The 19,453-nt window shown below is 52.2% G+C and carries 17 protein-coding genes and 1 other RNA gene; 14 read left to right on the top strand and 4 right to left on the bottom strand.

What is annotated here, in order from left to right:
* Positions 1–3: 3 nt before the first annotated feature.
* From garL to OGV69_RS03415, 13 genes are all read left to right on the top strand, one after another.
* Complete coding sequence (gene garL / locus OGV69_RS03355; protein WP_069324378.1) at positions 4–774, top strand: 2-dehydro-3-deoxyglucarate aldolase; 771 nt, start codon at positions 4–6, stop codon at positions 772–774.
* A 30-nt stretch (positions 775–804) separates the two neighbouring features.
* Positions 805–1,695 (top strand): 2-hydroxy-3-oxopropionate reductase, encoded by an 891-nt coding sequence (gene garR / locus OGV69_RS03360; RefSeq protein WP_038634119.1) that lies wholly within the window; start codon positions 805–807, stop codon positions 1,693–1,695.
* Positions 1,696–1,760: 65 nt separating this feature from the next.
* Positions 1,761–2,906: a glycerate 2-kinase gene (gene garK, locus OGV69_RS03365; protein ID WP_069324377.1), complete on the top strand. Its 1,146-nt coding sequence runs from the start codon at positions 1,761–1,763 to the stop codon at positions 2,904–2,906.
* A 32-nt stretch (positions 2,907–2,938) separates the two neighbouring features.
* Positions 2,939–3,315, top strand: an RNA gene (rnpB, locus tag OGV69_RS03370) — RNase P RNA component class A.
* Between the two features lie 765 nt (positions 3,316–4,080).
* Positions 4,081–5,019, top strand: coding sequence for a transcriptional regulator TdcA (gene tdcA / locus OGV69_RS03375; protein ID WP_038634113.1), 939 nt, complete (start codon positions 4,081–4,083; stop codon positions 5,017–5,019).
* Positions 5,020–5,117: 98 nt separating this feature from the next.
* The gene (gene tdcB, locus OGV69_RS03380) at positions 5,118–6,107 is read left to right on the top strand and encodes a bifunctional threonine ammonia-lyase/L-serine ammonia-lyase TdcB (protein ID WP_042311192.1); all 990 of its coding nucleotides are present in this window, start codon (positions 5,118–5,120) and stop codon (positions 6,105–6,107) included.
* A gap of 22 nt (positions 6,108–6,129) precedes the next feature.
* Positions 6,130–7,461: a threonine/serine transporter TdcC gene (tdcC, locus tag OGV69_RS03385; RefSeq protein WP_006687934.1), complete on the top strand. Its 1,332-nt coding sequence runs from the start codon at positions 6,130–6,132 to the stop codon at positions 7,459–7,461.
* A gap of 31 nt (positions 7,462–7,492) precedes the next feature.
* Positions 7,493–8,701, top strand: a complete 1,209-nt coding sequence (tdcD, locus tag OGV69_RS03390; protein ID WP_038634108.1) for a propionate kinase — start codon at positions 7,493–7,495, stop codon at positions 8,699–8,701.
* Between the two features lie 28 nt (positions 8,702–8,729).
* Entirely contained in the window at positions 8,730–11,024 is a 2,295-nt protein-coding gene (tdcE, locus tag OGV69_RS03395; RefSeq protein ID WP_069324376.1) for a 2-ketobutyrate formate-lyase/pyruvate formate-lyase, read from the top strand.
* Between the two features lie 13 nt (positions 11,025–11,037).
* Entirely contained in the window at positions 11,038–11,433 is a 396-nt protein-coding gene (locus tag OGV69_RS03400; RefSeq protein WP_038634102.1) for an enamine/imine deaminase, read from the top strand.
* An 87-nt stretch (positions 11,434–11,520) separates the two neighbouring features.
* Positions 11,521–12,885: an L-serine ammonia-lyase gene (gene tdcG, locus OGV69_RS03405; RefSeq protein WP_038634099.1), complete on the top strand. Its 1,365-nt coding sequence runs from the start codon at positions 11,521–11,523 to the stop codon at positions 12,883–12,885.
* A 744-nt stretch (positions 12,886–13,629) separates the two neighbouring features.
* Positions 13,630–14,961, top strand: a complete 1,332-nt coding sequence (locus tag OGV69_RS03410) for an SLC5/6 family protein (RefSeq protein ID WP_038634097.1) — start codon at positions 13,630–13,632, stop codon at positions 14,959–14,961.
* 24 nt (positions 14,962–14,985) lie between these two features.
* Positions 14,986–16,296, top strand: a complete 1,311-nt coding sequence (locus OGV69_RS03415) for an L-cysteine desulfidase family protein (RefSeq protein WP_038634094.1) — start codon at positions 14,986–14,988, stop codon at positions 16,294–16,296.
* A 53-nt stretch (positions 16,297–16,349) separates the two neighbouring features.
* On the opposite strand, the gene OGV69_RS03420 is transcribed toward OGV69_RS03415, so the two are convergent.
* Positions 16,350–16,499 (bottom strand): protein YhaL, encoded by a 150-nt coding sequence (locus OGV69_RS03420; protein WP_165353574.1) that lies wholly within the window; start codon positions 16,497–16,499, stop codon positions 16,350–16,352.
* Between the two features lie 26 nt (positions 16,500–16,525).
* Positions 16,526–17,227 carry a pirin family protein gene (locus OGV69_RS03425; protein WP_005131482.1) on the bottom strand — a complete coding sequence of 234 codons (702 nt, stop codon included), beginning with the start codon at positions 17,225–17,227 and terminating at the stop codon, positions 16,526–16,528.
* A 104-nt stretch (positions 17,228–17,331) separates the two neighbouring features.
* On the opposite strand from OGV69_RS03425, the gene yhaJ reads away from it, so the two are divergent.
* Positions 17,332–18,228, top strand: coding sequence for a DNA-binding transcriptional regulator YhaJ (yhaJ, locus tag OGV69_RS03430; RefSeq protein ID WP_016154624.1), 897 nt, complete (start codon positions 17,332–17,334; stop codon positions 18,226–18,228).
* Positions 18,229–18,337: 109 nt separating this feature from the next.
* On the opposite strand, the gene OGV69_RS03435 is transcribed toward yhaJ, so the two are convergent.
* Positions 18,338–18,703 carry a DUF805 domain-containing protein gene (locus OGV69_RS03435; protein ID WP_038642883.1) on the bottom strand — a complete coding sequence of 122 codons (366 nt, stop codon included), beginning with the start codon at positions 18,701–18,703 and terminating at the stop codon, positions 18,338–18,340.
* Between the two features lie 505 nt (positions 18,704–19,208).
* The coding region (locus OGV69_RS03440; protein WP_227409215.1) for a hypothetical protein at positions 19,209–19,453 on the bottom strand (245 nt) is incomplete at its 5' end.

A 19,453-nucleotide genomic window follows, 5' to 3' on the forward strand; every position in this document is an offset into this window, starting at 1 on the left:
GCGATGAATAACACGATTTTCCCGAATAAGTTTAAAGCGGCCCTCGCGGCGCAGCAGATTCAGATTGGCTGCTGGTCTGCATTAGCCAGTCCAATCAGCACTGAAGTTTTAGGTCTGGCGGGTTTCGACTGGCTGGTGCTGGACGGCGAACATGCGCCGAACGATATCTCGACGTTTATCCCGCAATTGATGGCGCTTAAAGGTAGCGCCAGCGCGCCGGTGGTACGGGTGCCGACCAACGAGCCGGTGATTATTAAGCGTCTGCTGGATATCGGGTTTTACAACTTCCTGATCCCGTTTGTTGAGACCGAAGAAGAGGCGGTGAGCGCGGTGGCGTCAACTCGCTATCCACCGGAAGGTATTCGCGGCGTGTCCGTATCCCACCGCGCCAATATGTTTGGCACCGTGCCGGACTATTTTGCGCAGTCGAATAAGAACATCACCATCATCGTGCAGATCGAAAGTCAGCAGGGCGTTGATAACGTTGATGCAATCGCGGCGACCGAAGGCGTTGACGGTATCTTCGTCGGCCCCAGCGATCTGGCTGCGGCGTTAGGCCACCTCGGCAATGCGTCCCATCCCGATGTGCAGAAAGCTATCCAGCACATTTTCGCCCGCGCGAAAGCCCACGGCAAACCCAGCGGCATTCTGGCCCCGGTAGAGGCGGATGCGCGGCGTTATCTGGAGTGGGGCGCGACGTTTGTTGCCGTCGGCAGCGACCTTGGCGTGTTCCGTTCAGCCACGCAGAAACTGGCTGATTCTTTTAAGAAATAACCACCATCGACAGTAGAGAGAGATAAAGACATGACAATGAAAGTTGGTTTTATTGGCCTCGGTATCATGGGTAAACCAATGAGTAAAAACCTCCTCAAGGCAGGTTACTCGCTGGTGGTTGCTGACCGTAACCCGGAATCCATTGCGGACGTGATTGCCGCAGGCGCAGAAACCGCCGCCACGGCGAAAGACATTGCCGAGCAATGTGATGTGATCATCACCATGCTGCCGAACTCTCCGCACGTGAAAGAGGTGGCGCTGGGCGAAGGCGGCATCATTGAAGGGGCGAAACCGGGGACGGTACTGATCGATATGAGTTCCATCGCACCGCTAGCCAGCCGTGAAATCAGCGAGGCGCTGAAAGCGAAAGGTGTGGATATGCTGGATGCGCCGGTCAGCGGCGGCGAGCCAAAAGCGATTGACGGTACGTTGTCAGTGATGGTCGGCGGCGATAAAGCGATTTTCGACAAGTACTACGATCTGCTGAAAGCGATGGCGGGTTCCGTGGTGCATACCGGCGAGATTGGCGCAGGCAACGTGACCAAACTGGCTAATCAGGTGATTGTGGCGCTGAACATTGCGGCGATGTCTGAAGCACTGACGCTGGCGACTAAAGCGGGCGTGAATCCGGATCTGGTGTATCAGGCCATTCGTGGCGGGCTGGCGGGCAGCACCGTACTGGATGCGAAAGCGCCGATGGTGATGGACCGCAACTTCAAACCGGGTTTCCGCATTGACCTGCATATTAAAGATCTGGCCAATGCGCTGGATACCTCGCATGGCGTTGGCGCTCAGTTGCCGCTGACGGCTGCTGTCATGGAGATGATGCAGGCGCTACGCGCAGATGGGTTGGGCACCGCCGATCATAGCGCGCTCGCCTGCTACTACGAAAAACTGGCGAAAGTGGAAGTCACTCGCTAACAAGAAGGGCGCGGATGCGCGCCCTGTATTTCTTGCCTTGCGCGGCACTTTCAGGCTACATAACTATGAAAATCGTAATTGCCCCAGACTCTTATAAAGAAAGCCTTTCTGCCACCGAGGTGGCTCAGGCAATAGAAAAAGGATTTCGGGAAATTTTCCCCGATGCGCAATATGTGTCTGTACCGGTTGCCGACGGCGGCGAAGGAACGGTCGAAGCCATGATTGCCGCCACGCAGGGGAGTGAACATTCCGCGTGGGTGACGGGGCCGCTGGGCGAAAAAGTGAATGCCTGCTGGGGCATGTCCGGGGACGGTAAAACCGCGTTTATCGAAATGGCGGCAGCCAGTGGTCTGGCGCTGGTTCCTCCTGAAAAGCGCAATCCGTTAGTCACTACGTCGCGCGGTACCGGGGAGTTGATTTTGCAGGCGCTGAACAGCGGCGCACAAAGCATCATTATCGGCATTGGCGGTAGCGCGACCAACGACGGCGGCGCAGGTATGGCGCAGGCGCTGGGGGCGAAACTCTGTGATGCCAACGGGACTGACATTGGCTACGGCGGTGGTAGCCTGATGAGTCTGAACGCCATCGATATCTCGGGCCTGGATCCTCGCTTAAAAACCTGTTCAATTCGCGTAGCCTGTGATGTGACCAATCCACTCACCGGCGACACTGGCGCTTCACGTATCTTTGGCCCGCAGAAAGGGGCAACGGAAGAACGTATTCTCGAACTGGACCGTAATCTGTCTCACTATGCTGACATCATTAAAAAATCGCTGCGGGTCGACGTGAAGGACGTTCCCGGCGCCGGTGCGGCTGGTGGGATGGGCGCAGCGTTAATGGCTTTTTTAGGCGCGGATCTGCGCAGTGGGATAGAGATTGTGACTCAGGCGCTTAATCTGGAAGAACATATTCACGATTGCACGCTGGTAGTGACTGGCGAGGGGCGGATCGACAGCCAGAGTATTCACGGCAAAGTGCCGGTAGGTGTGGCGAATGTCGCGAAGAAGTACCACAAGCCAGTGATTGGTATTGGCGGCAGCCTGACGCATGATGTGGCGGTGGTGCATCAATATGGTATCGACGCGGTGTTTAGCGTATTGACCAGTATCAGCACACTGGAAGAGGCGTTCCGTGGGGCATTTGATAATATTTATCGTGCTTCAAGGAACATTGCCGCCACGCTGGCGATAGGAATGCGCAGTGCGGGGTGACATTGCCCCGCAAACCCTCTATACTGCGCGCCGAAGCTGACCAGACAGTCGCCGCTTCGTCGTCGTCCTCTTCGGGGGAGACGGGCGGAGGGGAGGAAAGTCCGGGCTCCATAGGGCAGGGTGCCAGGTAACGCCTGGGGGGGAAACCCACGACCAGTGCAACAGAGAGCAAACCGCCGATGGCCCACGTAAGTGGGATCAGGTAAGGGTGAAAGGGTGCGGTAAGAGCGCACCGCGCGGCTGGTAACAGTCCGTGGCACGGTAAACTCCACCCGGAGCAAGGCCAAATAGGGGTTCACAAGGTACGGCCCGTACTGAACCCGGGTAGGCTGCTTGAGCCAGTGAGCGATTGCTGGCCTAGATGAATGACTGTCCACGACAGAACCCGGCTTATCGGTCAGCTTCACTCTTTATAAAACCCCGCTTCGGCGGGGTTTTTGCTGTATGAGTAGATTGTCATGCCTGATGGCGCTGCGCCTGGTTTACCACGAATCTGGCATTTATTTTCCATTCATCTAATCTTTATTTCGTTCTTATTAATATTCCTGACTTCTTTTATAAGAGGAAATGTCTCTCGGGATAATTCTTGTTTTGTGATGTGCAACACAAAACGCTACGCGATACGTTTTTACCGAGAATAATCACGCGCAATCGATCGCCATCACAAAATTAGTTGCTGACAAAATGCGCAAAATCAGTGTTAATATAATGTTGCTAATGGTGATTATTTGTTTTAATTGTTTTAAATATTGATAAATGCAATGTTTCTTTACAAACAAACAAGGCAAAAAAATGTGATGCATGGCGTTATTTAAACACCATAAACGATAAAATATAATTATATTTGATAAATTACTTATTAAATTTAAGCGCCATTTTTACCGATAATTACTCTGTAATTGATTGAAATATAGCCTTTCGTGGTTCGAAGAAATAACAACAAAAATGATGTCGTTATAGCCATAAAAAATCGTTATCCCCCCATCTTTTTTTGATTAAAGTCAGGGTTAAGTGAGATCGATATTTTCTATCTATATGATTAATAAGGAGTTATCAATTTAATAATAATCTTACAAAATGTAAGGGAAGGGGATTTGTGAGTGGTCGCACATATCCTCGTTTGCTTAATTTGGTAAACTTCCTGCCGTCAACAAAGTTATTAGAGCAGGACGATATGAATACTATTTCTCTCCCTAAAACACAGCACTTAGTGGTCTTTCAGGAAGTCATTAGAAGTGGTTCTATCGGTTCTGCTGCAAAAGAATTAGGTTTAACTCAACCGGCGGTCAGCAAAATCATTAATGATGTTGAGGCTTATTTTGGTATTGAGTTAGTGGTGCGTAAAAATACCGGCGTTACCTTGACTCAGGCAGGTCAGGTGATGCTCTCATGGTCTGAATCCATTACTCGTGAAATGAAAAACATGGTTGATGAGATGAACAGCATGACGAGTAACGCAGTGGTTGATGTGTCGTTTGGCTTTCCTTCACTGATCGCCTTCACCATTATGTCCGGCATGATTAAAAAATTTAAAGAGGTGTTTCCGAAGGCGCAGGTTTCCATGTACGAAGCGCAGCTCTCCTCGTTCTTACCCGCGCTTCGTGACGGGCGCCTCGACTTCGCTATCGGTACGCTGAGTGATGAGATGAAACTACAGGATCTCCATGTTGAGCCGCTCTTTGAGTCAGACTTTATACTGGTCGCCAGCAAGTCCCGAACATGCACCGGCATCACCTCGCTGAGCGCGTTGAAAAACGAACAGTGGGTGTTGCCACAAACGAATATGGGATACTACCGCGAACTTCTAACTACGTTACAAAATAATGGCATCAGCAGTGAAAACATCGTTAATACTGACTCCGTCGTCACCATTTATAATCTTGTTCTCAATGCTGATTTCTTAACAGTAATTCCCTGTGACATGACCACACCGTTTGGCTCAAACCAGTTTATTACTATCCCGGTACAAGAGACGTTACCCGTCGCGCGTTATGCCGCCGTGTGGTCGAAAAATTATCGAATTAAAAAAGCAGCATCTATTTTGGTGGAATTAGCCAAGGAATATTCATCATATAATTGTCGAAGACGAAGGCAATTAGTTGAAGTTGATTAAAGATTGAATTTGTTTTAACACGGACTCAACGCCATCTGTCTATATCTGACAATGGTTACGGCTATCTATTTACTTTAATACCCAGGTAAGAGGTTCTAATGCACATTACATACGATCTCCCAGTTGCAATTGAAGATATCCTCGAAGCGAAAAAAAGACTGGCGGGGAAAATATATAAAACGGGAATGCCTCGCTCTAACTATTTTAGTGAACGTTGCAAAGGGGAAATTTTCCTCAAGTTTGAAAACATGCAGCGTACCGGTTCATTTAAAATCCGTGGCGCTTTTAACAAGCTCAGTTCATTAACCGAAGCTGAAAGATGTAAAGGCGTGGTGGCTTGCTCTGCAGGGAACCATGCGCAAGGGGTTTCTCTCTCCTGCGCCATGCTCGGAATTGACGGCAAAGTGGTGATGCCGAAAGGCGCACCGAAGTCTAAAGTGGCGGCAACCTGCGATTATTCCGCGGAAGTTGTGCTGCACGGCGACAACTTCAACGATACCATCGCGAAGGTTAGCGAGATTGTGGAAACGGAAGGCCGTATCTTTATTCCGCCATATGATGACCCGAAAGTCATTGCCGGTCAGGGCACTATTGGTCTGGAAATTCTCGAAGATCTGTACGATGTCGATAACGTGATTGTGCCAATTGGCGGCGGCGGACTGATTGCAGGTATTGCAGTGGCAATTAAATCTATTAACCCGACCATTAAAATTATTGGCGTACAGTCTGAAAACGTTCACGGCATGGCGGCTTCTTTCCGCGCTGGAGAAATAACCACGCACCGAACGACCGGCACCCTGGCGGATGGTTGTGACGTCTCCCGCCCGGGTACTTTAACGTATGAAATCGTTCGTGAGTTGGTAGATGACATTGTCCTGGTCAGCGAAGATGAAATTCGCAACAGCATGGTGGCATTAATTCAGCGAAATAAAGTTGTGACTGAAGGTGCCGGTGCGCTGGCATGCGCAGCATTATTAAGCGGGAAATTAGATAGCTATATCCAGAACAGAAAAACAGTCAGCATTATTTCTGGCGGTAATATCGATCTTTCTCGTGTATCTCAAATTACTGGTTTAGTTGACGCTTAATATACTTCGTTGAGGATAGGATATGAGTACTACTGATAGCATTGTATCCAGCCAGACAAAGCAGTCGTCCTGGCGCAAATCGGACACCACCTGGACACTGGGTTTATTTGGTACAGCCATCGGCGCAGGGGTGCTGTTCTTCCCTATCCGCGCAGGTTTTGGCGGACTGATCCCCATTCTGATCATGCTGGTGTTAGCATACCCCATCGCTTTCTATTGCCACCGTGCGCTGGCACGCCTGTGTCTTTCCGGTTCTAACCCTTCCGGTAACATCACAGAAACGGTTGAAGAGCACTTTGGTAAAACGGGCGGCGTGGTAATCACGTTCCTCTACTTCTTTGCGATTTGTCCGCTGCTGTGGATTTATGGCGTCACCATTACCAACACCTTTATGACCTTCTGGGAAAACCAGCTGCAGATGCCCGCGCTGAACCGTGGCTTCGTGGCGCTGTTTCTATTGCTGCTGATGGCATTCGTCATCTGGTTTGGTAAAGATCTGATGGTTAAAGTGATGAGCTACCTGGTATGGCCGTTCATTGCCAGCCTGGTGCTTATCTCTCTGTCACTGATTCCTTACTGGAACTCTGCGGTTATCGATCAGGTTGATATCAGCAATATCGCCCTGACTGGCCATGACGGCATCCTGGTTACCGTATGGCTGGGTATTTCCATCATGGTGTTCTCTTTCAACTTCTCGCCAATCGTTTCTTCCTTCGTCGTCTCTAAACGCGAAGAATATGAGAAAGATTACGGTCGCGAATTCACCGAGCAGAAATGTTCTAAAATCATCTCCCGCGCCAGTATGCTGATGGTTGCGGTGGTAATGTTCTTCGCCTTTAGCTGCCTGTTCACGCTCTCTCCGGCAAACATGGCGGATGCGAAAGCGCAAAACATTCCAGTGCTGTCTTACCTGGCGAACCACTTCGCTTCACTGTCCGGTACGAAGTCTACCTTCGCCACCATTCTGGAATACGGTGCTTCAATCATCGCCCTGGTTGCAATCTTCAAATCTTTCTTCGGCCACTATCTGGGGACGCTGGAAGGTCTGAACGGTCTGGTGCTGAAGTTTGGTTACAAAGGCGATAAAACCAAAGTATCCATGGGCAAGCTCAACACCATCAGCATGATCTTCATCATGGGTTCCACCTGGGTTGTGGCATACGCCAACCCGAACATCCTGGACCTGATTGAAGCAATGGGCGCGCCGATTATTGCCTCTCTGCTCTGCCTGCTGCCGATGTATGCCATCCGTAAAGCGCCATCACTGGCGAAATACCGTGGCCGTCTGGATAACGTATTTGTTACCGTGATTGGTCTGCTGACCATCCTGAACATTGTCTACAAACTGTTTTAATCCTTAAGCTCAGGATGAGCGGAGTAGTGAAATGAATGAGTTTCCGGTAGTACTGGTTATTAACTGTGGTTCATCTTCCATTAAATTCTCAGTGCTCGATGCAGCAAACTGTGAAGTTTTAATGGCGGGAATTGCAGACGGTATTAACTCTGAAAATGCGTTCATAGCAATTAATGGAGGAGAGCCAGCTAAGCTGGCTCACCACAGCTACGAAGACGCATTAAAAGCGATTGCCGTTGAACTGGAAAAACGTAATTTAATGGACAGCGTGGCCTTAATTGGCCACCGCATTGCCCACGGCGGAAATATCTTTACCGAATCAGCAATTATTACTGAGGAAGTTATCGACAATATTCGCCGGGTATCGCCATTAGCACCGCTACATAATTATGCGAACCTGAGCGGGATTGAATCTGCTCAGCACCTTTTCCCTGGCGTGCAGCAGGTCGCGGTATTTGATACCAGCTTCCACCAGACGATGGCCCCAGAAGCCTATCTGTACGGTTTACCGTGGAAATATTTTGAGGAGTTAGGCGTTCGTCGTTACGGTTTCCACGGCACGTCGCATCGCTATGTTTCGCAACGGGCGCATGAACTTCTGGATCTGCAGAATGATGATTCTGGTCTGGTTGTGGCGCATCTGGGCAACGGCGCGTCTATCTGTGCGGTACGTAACGGGCAGAGCGTTGATACCTCGATGGGCATGACGCCGCTGGAAGGGCTGATGATGGGCACACGCAGCGGCGACGTAGATTTCGGCGCGATGGCGTGGATTGCCGCTGAAACCAACCAGACGCTCGGCGACCTTGAGCGCGTAGTGAATAAAGAGTCCGGGTTGCTGGGTATTTCCGGTCTGTCCTCTGACTTACGTACGTTAGAAAAAGCCTGGCACGAAGGGCATGAGCGCGCGCAGCTGGCGATTAAAACGTTTGTGCATCGGATTGCGCGTCATATCGCCGGACATGCCGCATCGCTGCATCGTCTTGATGGCATTATTTTCACCGGCGGAATCGGTGAGAACTCAGTATTAATTCGCCGTTTGGTTATCGAGCATTTGGCCGTTTTAGGTGTAAATATCGATAGCGAGATGAATAGTCTGCCAAATTCCCATGGCGAAAGAATTATCTCTAATAAGGATGCTCGTGTTATTTGTGCGGTTATTCCGACAAATGAAGAGAAAATGATTGCTCGTGATGCCATTGCGTTAGGCAAAATTAATATCCCAGTAGCATTTGCATAATTAATTTTCAGCAGAGAGATTATTTTTCATGAAGGTAAATATCGATACCAGCGATATGCTGTATGCCGAAGCCTGGAAAGGCTTTAAAGGTACGGACTGGAAAGAAGAAATTAATGTCCGTGATTTTATTCAGCACAACTACACGCCTTATGAAGGGGATGAATCTTTCCTCGCCGAAGCAACGCCAGCAACCACGGCGTTGTGGGAAAAAGTTATGGCGGGCATCCGTATTGAAAACTCGACCCATGCGCCGGTTGATTTCGATACCAATATTGCCACTACGATAACCGCGCATGACGCCGGTTATATTGAACAAGAACTGGAAAAAATCGTCGGTCTGCAAACGGATGCGCCGCTCAAGCGCGCCCTGCATCCGTTTGGCGGCATCAACATGATCAAAAGCTCTTTTGAGGCTTATGGTCGTGAGATGGACGCTAATTTTGAATACCTGTTTACTGACCTGCGTAAGACCCACAACCAGGGGGTATTCGATGCTTATTCCCCGGATATGCTGCGTTGCCGTAAATCCGGCGTACTGACCGGTCTGCCGGACGGCTATGGTCGTGGCCGTATCATCGGTGACTACCGTCGCGTCGCGCTGTACGGTATCCGCTATCTGGTGCGTGAGCGTGAACTGCAGTTTGCCGATCTTCAGTCGAATCTGGAGTGGGGGCAGAATCTTGAAGCCACGATTCGTCTGCGTGAAGAGCTATCTGAACACCGTCGCGCTCTGCTGCAAATGCAGGAAATGGCGGCGAAGTATGGCTGCGATATCTCCCGTCCGGCGCGAAATGCGCAGGAAGCGGTACAGTGGGTGTACTTTGCTTATCTGGCTGCGGTGAAATCGCAGAACGGCGGCGCCATGTCGCTGGGCCGTACCGCATCGTTCCTCGACATCTACATTGAGCGCGACTTCAAAGCGGGAATTTTAAACGAACAGCAGGCGCAGGAACTGATCGATCACTTCATTATGAAGATCCGTATGGTGCGCTTCCTGCGTACGCCGGAATTCGACACCCTGTTCTCAGGCGACCCTATCTGGGCAACCGAAGTTATCGGCGGTATGGGGCTGGATGGCCGTACGCTGGTGACCAAAAACTCGTTCCGCTACCTGCATACGCTGCACACCATGGGGCCGGCGCCTGAGCCGAACCTGACGGTACTGTGGTCCGAGCAGCTACCGATTGCCTTCAAAAAATATGCCGCTCAGGTGTCCATCATCACCTCGTCTTTACAGTACGAAAACGATGATCTGATGCGTACTGACTTTAACAGCGATGACTATGCCATTGCCTGCTGCGTAAGCCCGATGGTTATCGGCAAGCAAATGCAGTTCTTTGGCGCGCGCGCCAACCTCGCCAAAACGTTGCTGTACGCAATCAACGGCGGTGTGGATGAGAAGCTGAAAATCCAGGTCGGGCCGAAAACGGCGCCGCTAATGGATGAAGTGCTGGATTACGACACGGTGATGGAGAGCCTGGACCACTTTATGGACTGGCTGGCCGTGCAGTACATCAGCGCGCTGAACATCATCCACTACATGCACGACAAGTACAGCTACGAAGCTTCGCTGATGGCGCTGCACGATCGTGATGTTTATCGCACGATGGCCTGTGGTATGGCGGGGCTGTCCGTAGCGGCGGATTCACTGTCGGCTATCAAATACGCCCGCGTGAAACCGATTCGTGATGAAAACGGTCTGGCGGTTGATTTTGAAATCGAAGGCGACTATCCGCAATACGGCAACAACGACGAGCGCGTAGACAGTATTGCCTGCGACCTGGTCGAACGCTTTATGAAGAAAATTAAGGTGTTGCCGACCTACCGTAATGCGGTGCCGACGCAGTCCATTCTGACCATCACCTCCAACGTGGTGTACGGCCAGAAAACCGGTAACACGCCGGATGGACGTCGCGCAGGTACGCCGTTTGCGCCAGGGGCAAACCCGATGCACGGCCGCGATCGCAAAGGTGCGGTGGCGTCGTTAACCTCGGTCGCCAAACTGCCGTTTACCTATGCCAAAGACGGTATTTCGTACACCTTCTCCATTGTGCCGGCTGCGCTGGGCAAAGAGGATAGCGTGCGTAAAACCAACCTGCTCGGGCTGCTGGATGGTTACTTCCACCATGAAGCGCATGTGGAAGGTGGGCAGCATCTGAACGTTAACGTTATGAACCGTGAAATGTTGATGGATGCCATTGAGCACCCGGAAAACTATCCGAACCTGACGATCCGCGTGTCTGGTTATGCGGTGCGCTTCAACGCGCTGACCCGCGAACAGCAGCAGGACGTTATTTCACGTACTTTCACCCAGGCGCTGTAACGCCGGAGGGGTTATGAGAAAAGTTATTGCAACCGAATGTGCGCCAGGGGCGATTGGACCTTACGTACAGGGTGTGGATCTGGGCAGTATGGTGTTGACCTCAGGTCAGATTCCGGTGTGTCCACAGACCGGTGAAGTGGCAGAGCACGTGGCCGATCAGGCGCGTCAAAGTCTGGAAAACGTGAAAGCGATCGTCGAGTCCGCCGGTTTGAAGGTGAGCGATATCGTCAAAACCACCGTTTTTGTTTCCGATCTGAACGACTTCGCCACCATTAACCAGGTGTACCAGCAGTTTTTTGATGAGCACAAGGCAATCTACCCTACGCGCAGCTGCGTACAGGTCGCCCGCTTACCAAAGGATGTGAAGCTGGAGATTGAAGCCATCGCCGTGCGTGGCGATACGCTGTAATCCCTTGCGGGGCGATCGCAGGATCGCCCCGATCCTTAATGAGTGTGAAACCTGGTCTTCACTGAACGGCAATCCGAGGGTGTGGATATGATTAGCGCATTCGATATTTTCAAGATTGGCATTGGACCTTCCAGCTCCCATACCGTGGGGCCAATGAACGCAGGTAAAAGCTTTATCGATCTGTTGGTCAGCAGCGGGGAACTCTTCAGGACCACGCATATCGTGGTCGATCTTTATGGATCGCTCTCTCTGACCGGCAAAGGTCATGCGACAGACGTCGCCATCATGATGGGACTGGCCGGTAACAGTCCGCAAAACGTTAATATAGATTCAATCGCTGGTTTTACTCAGGAAGTGGCCCGTACCGGACGTTTGCCGGTTGCTGAGGGCACGCATATTGTCGATTTCTCGCCAGACGAAAATATTCTCTTTCATAGCGAAACGCTGCCGCGCCATGAAAATGGTATGCGTATTACCGCATGGCACGGCAACGAGACACTGCTAAGTAAAACCTATTACTCCATCGGCGGTGGTTTTATCGTTGAAGAGGAGCAATTTGGTCAGGCGCATGACATTGAAACACCCGTGCCCTACAACTTTCATTCCGCCAGCGAACTGCTGAAGCTGTGCGAGCGCAACGGGTTGTCTGTTTCTGGCCTGATGATGCAAAACGAACTGGCGATGCGCAGCAAAGAGGAAATCGATGCTGGTTTTGCCGCCATCTGGGACGTCATGCACGCCGGGATTGAGCGCGGCATGAACACCGAAGGCGTCCTGCCGGGCCCGCTTAACGTCCCGCGTCGCGCCGTGGCGCTGCGGCGACTGCTGGTTTCCAGCGACAACCTGTCCAGCGACCCGATGAACGTTATCGACTGGATCAACATGTTCGCGCTGGCCGTGAGTGAAGAAAATGCCGCCGGGTGTCGGGTTGTTACCGCGCCAACCAACGGCGCTTGCGGAATTATTCCCGCTGTATTGGCCTATTACGATAAATTCCGCCGCCCGGTGAATGCGAACTCGATTGCCCGATATTTGCTGGCGGCTGGGGCGATAGGCGCGCTGTATAAGATGAATGCCTCTATTTCTGGTGCCGAAGTGGGCTGTCAGGGAGAGATTGGCGTAGCCTGTTCCATGGCGGCAGCCGGGCTGACAGAGTTGCTTGGCGGTAGCCCTGCGCAGGTATGCATTGCGGCGGAAATCGCCATGGAGCATAACCTGGGGCTGACCTGCGACCCGGTAGCCGGACAGGTGCAAATACCGTGCATCGAACGCAACGCGATCAACGCGGTAAAAGCCGTTAACGCCGCGCGTATGGCGCTACGTCGGACGTCTGAGCCACGCGTTTCGCTCGATAAGGTGATCGAGACCATGTACGAAACGGGCAAAGATATGAATGACAAGTACCGTGAAACTTCGCGCGGTGGCCTGGCGATTAAAGTGGTTTGTACCTGAGATGAAAGGGTGTGTTTGTAGGCCGGATAAGGCGTAAGCGCCGCCATCCGGCAATGAATCCTTCAATTTGGCATGATAGAAAAGGTGCACTTTAGTGTAATTTCGCTCAGTTAAGCATGTATGGAGAACATGTGATTCTTACTCAGGGTTCCGTTCACCTCAGCGCTGTCATTTTTCTGAAACGCAGTTACCCGTGAACGTGCAAGGGAGGCTCACCGCCGCCTCCCTTGCATCCCAGGCTCCCGGCGGGAAAATCGTCGCTGCGCGAGCTATTCGTCTTATTCCGTCTGCCTGTCGGGTCGGGGCCGAGCCTGCATCCCTGCAGGCCGTCCCCTCTGCCCGCATCCCTGCGGGCAGTCCCGGTCAGCCGTCAACGCCTCATCGATTTTCAGCCGGACCGGGGTCATCGCTTCAACGCTCTGACTTCCAGTTAAATCTGTTTTGCTGTTTTAACAAAAAACGCAGAAGGTGAGGTGTTAACTGATCAGCATTAGCACTTTATCGCGCATTTTTTGTTGTGATCTGCTTCAAAAACAGAAATTTAATACATTTAATGGCATTAAAAGAGAAATTATTTCTTAACTTTTAGAAATTACAGGGGTTTGTTTGTGAAGTTTTTCTCTGATCCTGCGCGTATCATTTATTCATTACTCCAATAGCTCACCTGCATCTTATGTACTGCGCATCGCATTAAGCAGTACGAAAAAAATAAAAAACCTCTACCTACACATTGAGCGGGAAATTATGGAAACGGCAACGAATAGCAGCGTAATACTCGACGCATCTGCTCCGGCGCGTCGGGCGGGAATGACCGAAAGCGAATGGCGCGAAGCCATTAAATTCGACAGCACGGACACCGGCTGGGTCATTATGAGTATCGGTATGGCAATCGGCGCGGGGATTGTTTTTCTTCCCGTCCAGGTAGGGCTGATGGGGCTGTGGGTATTCTTACTCTCCTCCATTATTGGCTACCCTGCCATGTATCTGTTCCAGCGTCTGTTTATCAATACGCTGGCTGAATCTCCGGAATGTAAAGACTACCCGAGCGTGATCAGCGGCTACCTGGGTAAAAACTGGGGCATCCTGTTGGGGGCATTGTATTTTGTGATGCTGGTCATCTGGATGTTCGTCTATTCCACCGCCATCACTAACGACAGCGCCTCCTATCTGCACACGTTTGGCGTGACTGAAGGCTTACTGTCCGACAGCCCGTTCTATGGCCTGGTGCTGATTTGTATCCTGGTGGCCATCTCGTCGCGCGGCGAAAAACTGCTGTTTAAAATCTCTACCGGTATGGTACTGACCAAGCTGCTGGTGGTAGCGGCGCTTGGCGTGTCGATGGTAGGGATGTGGCATTTATATAACGTAGGTTCGCTGCCGCCGATGGCGCTGCTGATCAAAAACGCGATTATCACGCTGCCGTTTACGCTGACCTCGATCCTGTTTATTCAGACTCTAAGCCCAATGGTTATCTCATATCGTTCTCGCGAAAAATCCATTGAGGTGGCGCGTCATAAAGCGCTGCGCGCTATGAACATCGCGTTTGGTATTCTGTTCGTTACGGTCTTTTTCTACGCCGTTTCCTTCACGCTGGCGATGGGTCATGACGAAGCGGTTAAAGCCTATGAGCAGAACATTTCCGCACTGGCGATTGCCGCGCAGTTTATCAGCGGCGATGGCGCTGGCTGGGTGAAAATCGTCAGCGTTATCCTGAACATCTTTGCCGTAATGACCGCCTTCTTCGGCGTCTATTTAGGCTTTCGTGAAGCCACTCAGGGGATCGTGATGAACGTGCTGCGCCGTAAAATGCCAGCCGAGAAAATCAATGAAACCCTGGTGCAGCGCGGCATTATGGTTTTCGCCATCTTACTGGCCTGGAGCGCAATTGTGCTCAATGCGCCGGTACTGAGCTTCACCTCTATTTGTAGCCCAATCTTCGGCATGGTGGGTTGTCTGATCCCGGCGTGGCTGGTCTACAAAGTTCCAGCACTGCACAAATACAAAGGCGCCTCTCTGTATCTGATTATTATCACGGGCCTGCTGCTGTGCGTTTCTCCGTTCCTGGCATTTTCCTGAGTTATCTGAGCAAAGGTTGTTGTTATGTTTGAGACTACATTGAATCCATTATGGGATAGTTTTATTCGCGCAGTGCAGGAAGAAGTGAAGCCCGCGCTGGGCTGCACGGAACCTATCTCTCTGGCTCTGGCGGCGGCCGTCGCCTCCTCTGAGCTGGAAGGCGCGGTTGAACGCATTGATGCGTGGGTCTCGCCAAACCTGATGAAAAATGGCCTGGGAGTGACCGTTCCGGGGACTGGCATGGTGGGGTTACCGATTGCCGCCGCGCTGGGCGCGATCGGCGGTAACGCCAAAGCCGGGCTGGAAGTGCTGAAAGACGCTTCGGCTGAGGCGGTGGCGCAGGCCAAAGCGATGCTGAGCGCCGGGAAGGTTACGGTGATGCTGCAGGAGCCTTGCGAAGATATTCTCTTTTCCCGCGCGAAAGTGTACAGCGCTGAAGGATGGGCGTGCGTGACCATTGTTGGCGGCCATACCAACGTTGTGCGCATTGAAACCAACAAAGGCGTGGTGTTCGCCACAGAAGAGAGCACTCAGGAAGAGGAGCAGGAATCACCGCTGGCGGTCCTGTCTCACACCTCGCTGGAAGAGATTCTGGCGTTTGTGAATGCGGTGCCGTTTGCGTCAATCCGCTTTATTCTCGATGCGGCAAAACTGAACGGGGCGCTGTCTCAGGAAGGGCTGCGCGGCAACTGGGGCCTGCACATCGGGACTACGCTTGAGAAGCAGTGCGCGCGTGGCCTGCTGGCAAACGATCTGTCTACTGCTATTCTGATCCGTACCAGTGCGGCATCGGATGCGCGAATGGGGGGGGCGACGCTACCGGCGATGAGCAATTCCGGCTCCGGTAATCAAGGTATTACCGCCACCGTTCCGGTGATGGTAGTTGCTGAGCACTTTGGCGCGGATGAGGAAAAACTGGCGCGTGCGCTGATGCTGTCTCACCTGAGCGCAATCTACATCCATCATCAGCTTCCACGTTTGTCCGCGCTATGCGCGGCAACCACGGCGGCGATGGGCGCTGCGGCGGGTATGGCATGGATTGTCGATGGGCGCTACAACACCATCGCGATGGCGATCAGCAGCATGATTGGCGACGTGAGCGGAATGATTTGCGATGGCGCCTCAAACAGCTGCGCGATGAAAGTTTCAACCAGCGCATCTGCGGCGTGGAAAGCGGTGCTGATGGCACTGGACGATACTGCCGTAACGGGTAACGAAGGGATTGTGGCGCATAACGTGGAGCAATCTATCACTAATCTGTGCGCGCTGGCGTGTCGTTCAATGCAGGAAACCGACAAGCAGATCATTGAGATCATGGCCAGTAAAGCGCATTAATCTGTAGGCCGGGTAAGGCGCAGCCGCCACTCGGCATCACGCTTAGCCGCCTTTCAGGCGGCTTCTTCATCTTCGAGCCGTAGCTCGGCATCGGCCACAATCGCTTCCAGTTCTGTCAGCATTTCTTCATAACCGAAAGTCGCCGTATCCTGTTTTTGCGGTTCAGCCTGCGGCTGGCGTTTTTTTGTTTTTTTCTTGCTCAATAGCCGTACTCCATTGTTTTCCATGACTATACGGGCAAATCTATCAGCAAAGCACGCAGCGGGGTATCGGCGACTAACGTTATGTTAGTTTCGTCACGAATAAATGCGCCATCGCCGCAGGTGAGGGCTTCTTTTTCGGCGCCAGCCGTCACCGCATGGAATCTGCCGTGGATCGACTGCAGATAAGCGCGAGGCCCATGTAACTGAAAACTGAGCGATTCGCCTTGTTGCAGCTCAACATGATGCACCCAAACCTGTTGGCGCAGATGCAGGCTGCCTTGCTCACCGTCCGGCGAGGCCAGCAGCTGATGCTTACCGGCACTCAGCGTGGCTTTCTGCACGCAGGCATTTTCGCGCTGCGGGCAGGCATCCAGCCAGAGCTGCATTCTGGTTAACGGCTTATCTTTACTGATATTGTGTTCGCTATAGCTGATCCCGGGTTGTGTCGCGAGCAATAGCACTTCTCCTGCTTTGGCCTGGATATGGTTGCCTTCGCTGTCGCGGTACTCAGCTTCCCCTTCGAGGATCAGGTTGACGATATCCACTTTCGGATAGGTACGTGGCTGGAAAGAGGCCCCCGGTGCCAGAACTTCCTGGTTCAGAACACGCAGCGAGGCATAACCCAGCAGTTTAGGATCAAAATAGTGTCCAAAGGAGAAGGTATAACGGGCCTGCAGCCAGCCGTAGTCTGCCTGTCCGCATTGTTTGGCTGTACGGGTAGTAATCATAGTTCTTGACCTCTCTTTACTTCCTTTTATGTTAAATGGCTAGACGCTGCATTGTTAGCCAGATATTCTGCCCGGTATGTTCAAATTTCCTGAATGAGAACGAGATGGCCAAAGAAAGGGCTTTAACGCTTGAAGCGTTACGCGTCATGGACGCAATAGACAGACGCGGTAGCTTTGCCGCCGCGGCAGATGAACTGGGGCGGGTTCCTTCAGCCCTCAGCTATACCATGCAGAAGCTGGAGGAAGAGCTGGACGTCGTGTTGTTTGACCGTTCAGGTCACCGCACAAAATTCACCAACGTCGGGCGTATGCTGCTGGAGCGTGGACGCGTTCTGCTGGAAGCTGCGGATAAGCTGACTACCGATGCCGAAGCGCTGGCGCGTGGGTGGGAAACGCATCTGACTATCGTGACCGAAGCGTTGGTGCCGACGGCGGCGTTTTTCCCGCTGATCGACAGGCTTGCCGGGAAGGCCAATACCCAGCTTTCCGTTATCACCGAAGTTCTGGCCGGGGCGTGGGAGCGTCTGGAGCAAGGGCGAGCGGATATTGTGATTGCGCCGGATATGCATTTTCGCTCATCTTCAGAAATCAACTCGCGCAAGCTGTACTCGCTGATGAATGTGTATGTGGCGGCACCGGATCATCCTATTCATCAGGAGCCGGAACCGTTATCAGAAGTCACCCGCGTGAAATACCGTGGTATCGCGGTGGCGGATACCGCGCGTGAACGTCCGGTGTTGACCGTACAACTGCTGGATAAACAACCTCGTCTGACGGTAAGTTCGATAGAAGATAAACGTCAGGCGCTGTTAGCCGGACTGGGCGTGGCGACGATGCCGTACCCGCTGGTGGAAGAGGATATTGCGGCTGGTCGGTTGCGGGTAGTAAGCCCAGAGTCGACAAGTGAAATTGATATCATTATGGCCTGGCGGCGAGACAGTATGGGCGAGGCGAAATCCTGGTGTCTGCGGGAAATCCCGAAACTGTTTGCGGGAAAATAGCCGGACTGTTACGCCGGATACGGTGCAATTGCACCTTATCCGGCCTGGAGGACGGAGTATGTTGCAGGCCTGATAAGCGTAGCGCCATCAGGCATCTACATATGCTACGTCAGGATAACTGTTTGGGATCGGGCCCGAAGCGGTTGCTCCCCTGTGTCCCGTTTTGGCAGTTGAAAATGATGATAATCAACCAGCCAACGATCGGGATCAGCAGCACCAGCAGCCACCAGGCTGAACGATCGGTGTCATGCAAACGCCGGAACTGTACCGCCCACCAGGGGATAAACACCAGAACCCCATAAATCGTCGTTAAGATGCCCTCCCCTCCGGCGCGTTCCCAGCCAAGCATTCTGTCCAGGATACCCAGCACGAACGTGAAGATGATGTTGACCAGCACAAACATCCAGTATTCTTTACGACGCGCGCGACCACCAAAACCAAAGTAATTCTTTAATACGTTTAAATACCAATCCATTTTTGCCTCGTTCTGCATTCAATTACTTGTTTTTAAAGCAATCAAATTAAGAATAGCTGTGAATGAAATGATGGTAAATGTTTGATGTGTTAATTATTTGGCCCGCTGATGGGTAATACTTATCAGTGAACGCCTTAGTTTCAGAAACTATCGCCAGTGTGGTAGACGTTATGAATATGCGCTCTCAGAGAAAGGGTTCCGTTCACCTTATGTTCATCGTTTCTCTGAGACATCGATTCCTGTGAACGTGTAAAGGGCGTTCTCCGCCACGCCCTTTACAATCCCGGCTCCCGGCACGGAAAATTGCCACTTCGTGGTTCCCTCCGCTTATTCCTTCAGGCTTTCGGGCCGGGCGCGATGAAGCGTCCTTGCAAAGCGCGCCCTGAACCCGCATCCCTGCGGGTTCTCCCGGCCTTACGGAAACACGTCGGCAATTTTCAGCCGGACCAGCCACACCTGACCATCTGTATTTTTATTTGAATATATCTGAACAGCAAAACAGATTTTACTGGAAGTCAGAGCGTTGAAGCGATGACCCATGTCCGGCTGAAAATCGATGAGGCGTTGACGGCTGACCGGGTCTGCCCGCAGGGATGCGGGCAGAGGGGATGGCCTGCAGGGATGCAGGCTCGGCCCCGACCCGACAGGCAGACGGCATAAGACGAATGAATCGCGCAGCGACGATTTTCCCGCCGGGAGCCTGGGTTGCAAGGGAGGCGGCGGTGAGCCTCCCTTGCACGTTCACGGGTA

Source organism: Citrobacter sp. Cc139 (assembly GCF_030334645.1).
GTDB lineage: Bacteria > Pseudomonadota > Gammaproteobacteria > Enterobacterales > Enterobacteriaceae > Citrobacter > Citrobacter werkmanii.

What these genes read in the sequence shown, in the direction of transcription:
- tdcB (WP_042311192.1), top strand. Translation starts at nt 5,118, where the DNA reads ATGCACATTACATACGATCTCCCAGTTGCAATTGAAGATATCCTCGAA.
- tdcD (WP_038634108.1), top strand. Translation starts at nt 7,493, where the DNA reads ATGAATGAGTTTCCGGTAGTACTGGTTATTAACTGTGGTTCATCTTCC.
- OGV69_RS03415 (WP_038634094.1), top strand. Translation starts at nt 14,986, where the DNA reads ATGTTTGAGACTACATTGAATCCATTATGGGATAGTTTTATTCGCGCA.
- tdcC (WP_006687934.1), top strand. Translation starts at nt 6,130, where the DNA reads ATGAGTACTACTGATAGCATTGTATCCAGCCAGACAAAGCAGTCGTCC.
- tdcA (WP_038634113.1), top strand. Translation starts at nt 4,081, where the DNA reads ATGAATACTATTTCTCTCCCTAAAACACAGCACTTAGTGGTCTTTCAG.
- OGV69_RS03400 (WP_038634102.1), top strand. Translation starts at nt 11,038, where the DNA reads ATGAGAAAAGTTATTGCAACCGAATGTGCGCCAGGGGCGATTGGACCT.
- garR (WP_038634119.1), top strand. Translation starts at nt 805, where the DNA reads ATGACAATGAAAGTTGGTTTTATTGGCCTCGGTATCATGGGTAAACCA.
- garL (WP_069324378.1), top strand. Translation starts at nt 4, where the DNA reads ATGAATAACACGATTTTCCCGAATAAGTTTAAAGCGGCCCTCGCGGCG.
- tdcG (WP_038634099.1), top strand. Translation starts at nt 11,521, where the DNA reads ATGATTAGCGCATTCGATATTTTCAAGATTGGCATTGGACCTTCCAGC.
- tdcE (WP_069324376.1), top strand. Translation starts at nt 8,730, where the DNA reads ATGAAGGTAAATATCGATACCAGCGATATGCTGTATGCCGAAGCCTGG.
- OGV69_RS03435 (WP_038642883.1), bottom strand. Translation starts at nt 18,703, where the DNA reads ATGGATTGGTATTTAAACGTATTAAAGAATTACTTTGGTTTTGGTGGT.
- OGV69_RS03425 (WP_005131482.1), bottom strand. Translation starts at nt 17,227, where the DNA reads ATGATTACTACCCGTACAGCCAAACAATGCGGACAGGCAGACTACGGC.
- garK (WP_069324377.1), top strand. Translation starts at nt 1,761, where the DNA reads ATGAAAATCGTAATTGCCCCAGACTCTTATAAAGAAAGCCTTTCTGCC.
- OGV69_RS03410 (WP_038634097.1), top strand. Translation starts at nt 13,630, where the DNA reads ATGGAAACGGCAACGAATAGCAGCGTAATACTCGACGCATCTGCTCCG.
- yhaJ (WP_016154624.1), top strand. Translation starts at nt 17,332, where the DNA reads ATGGCCAAAGAAAGGGCTTTAACGCTTGAAGCGTTACGCGTCATGGAC.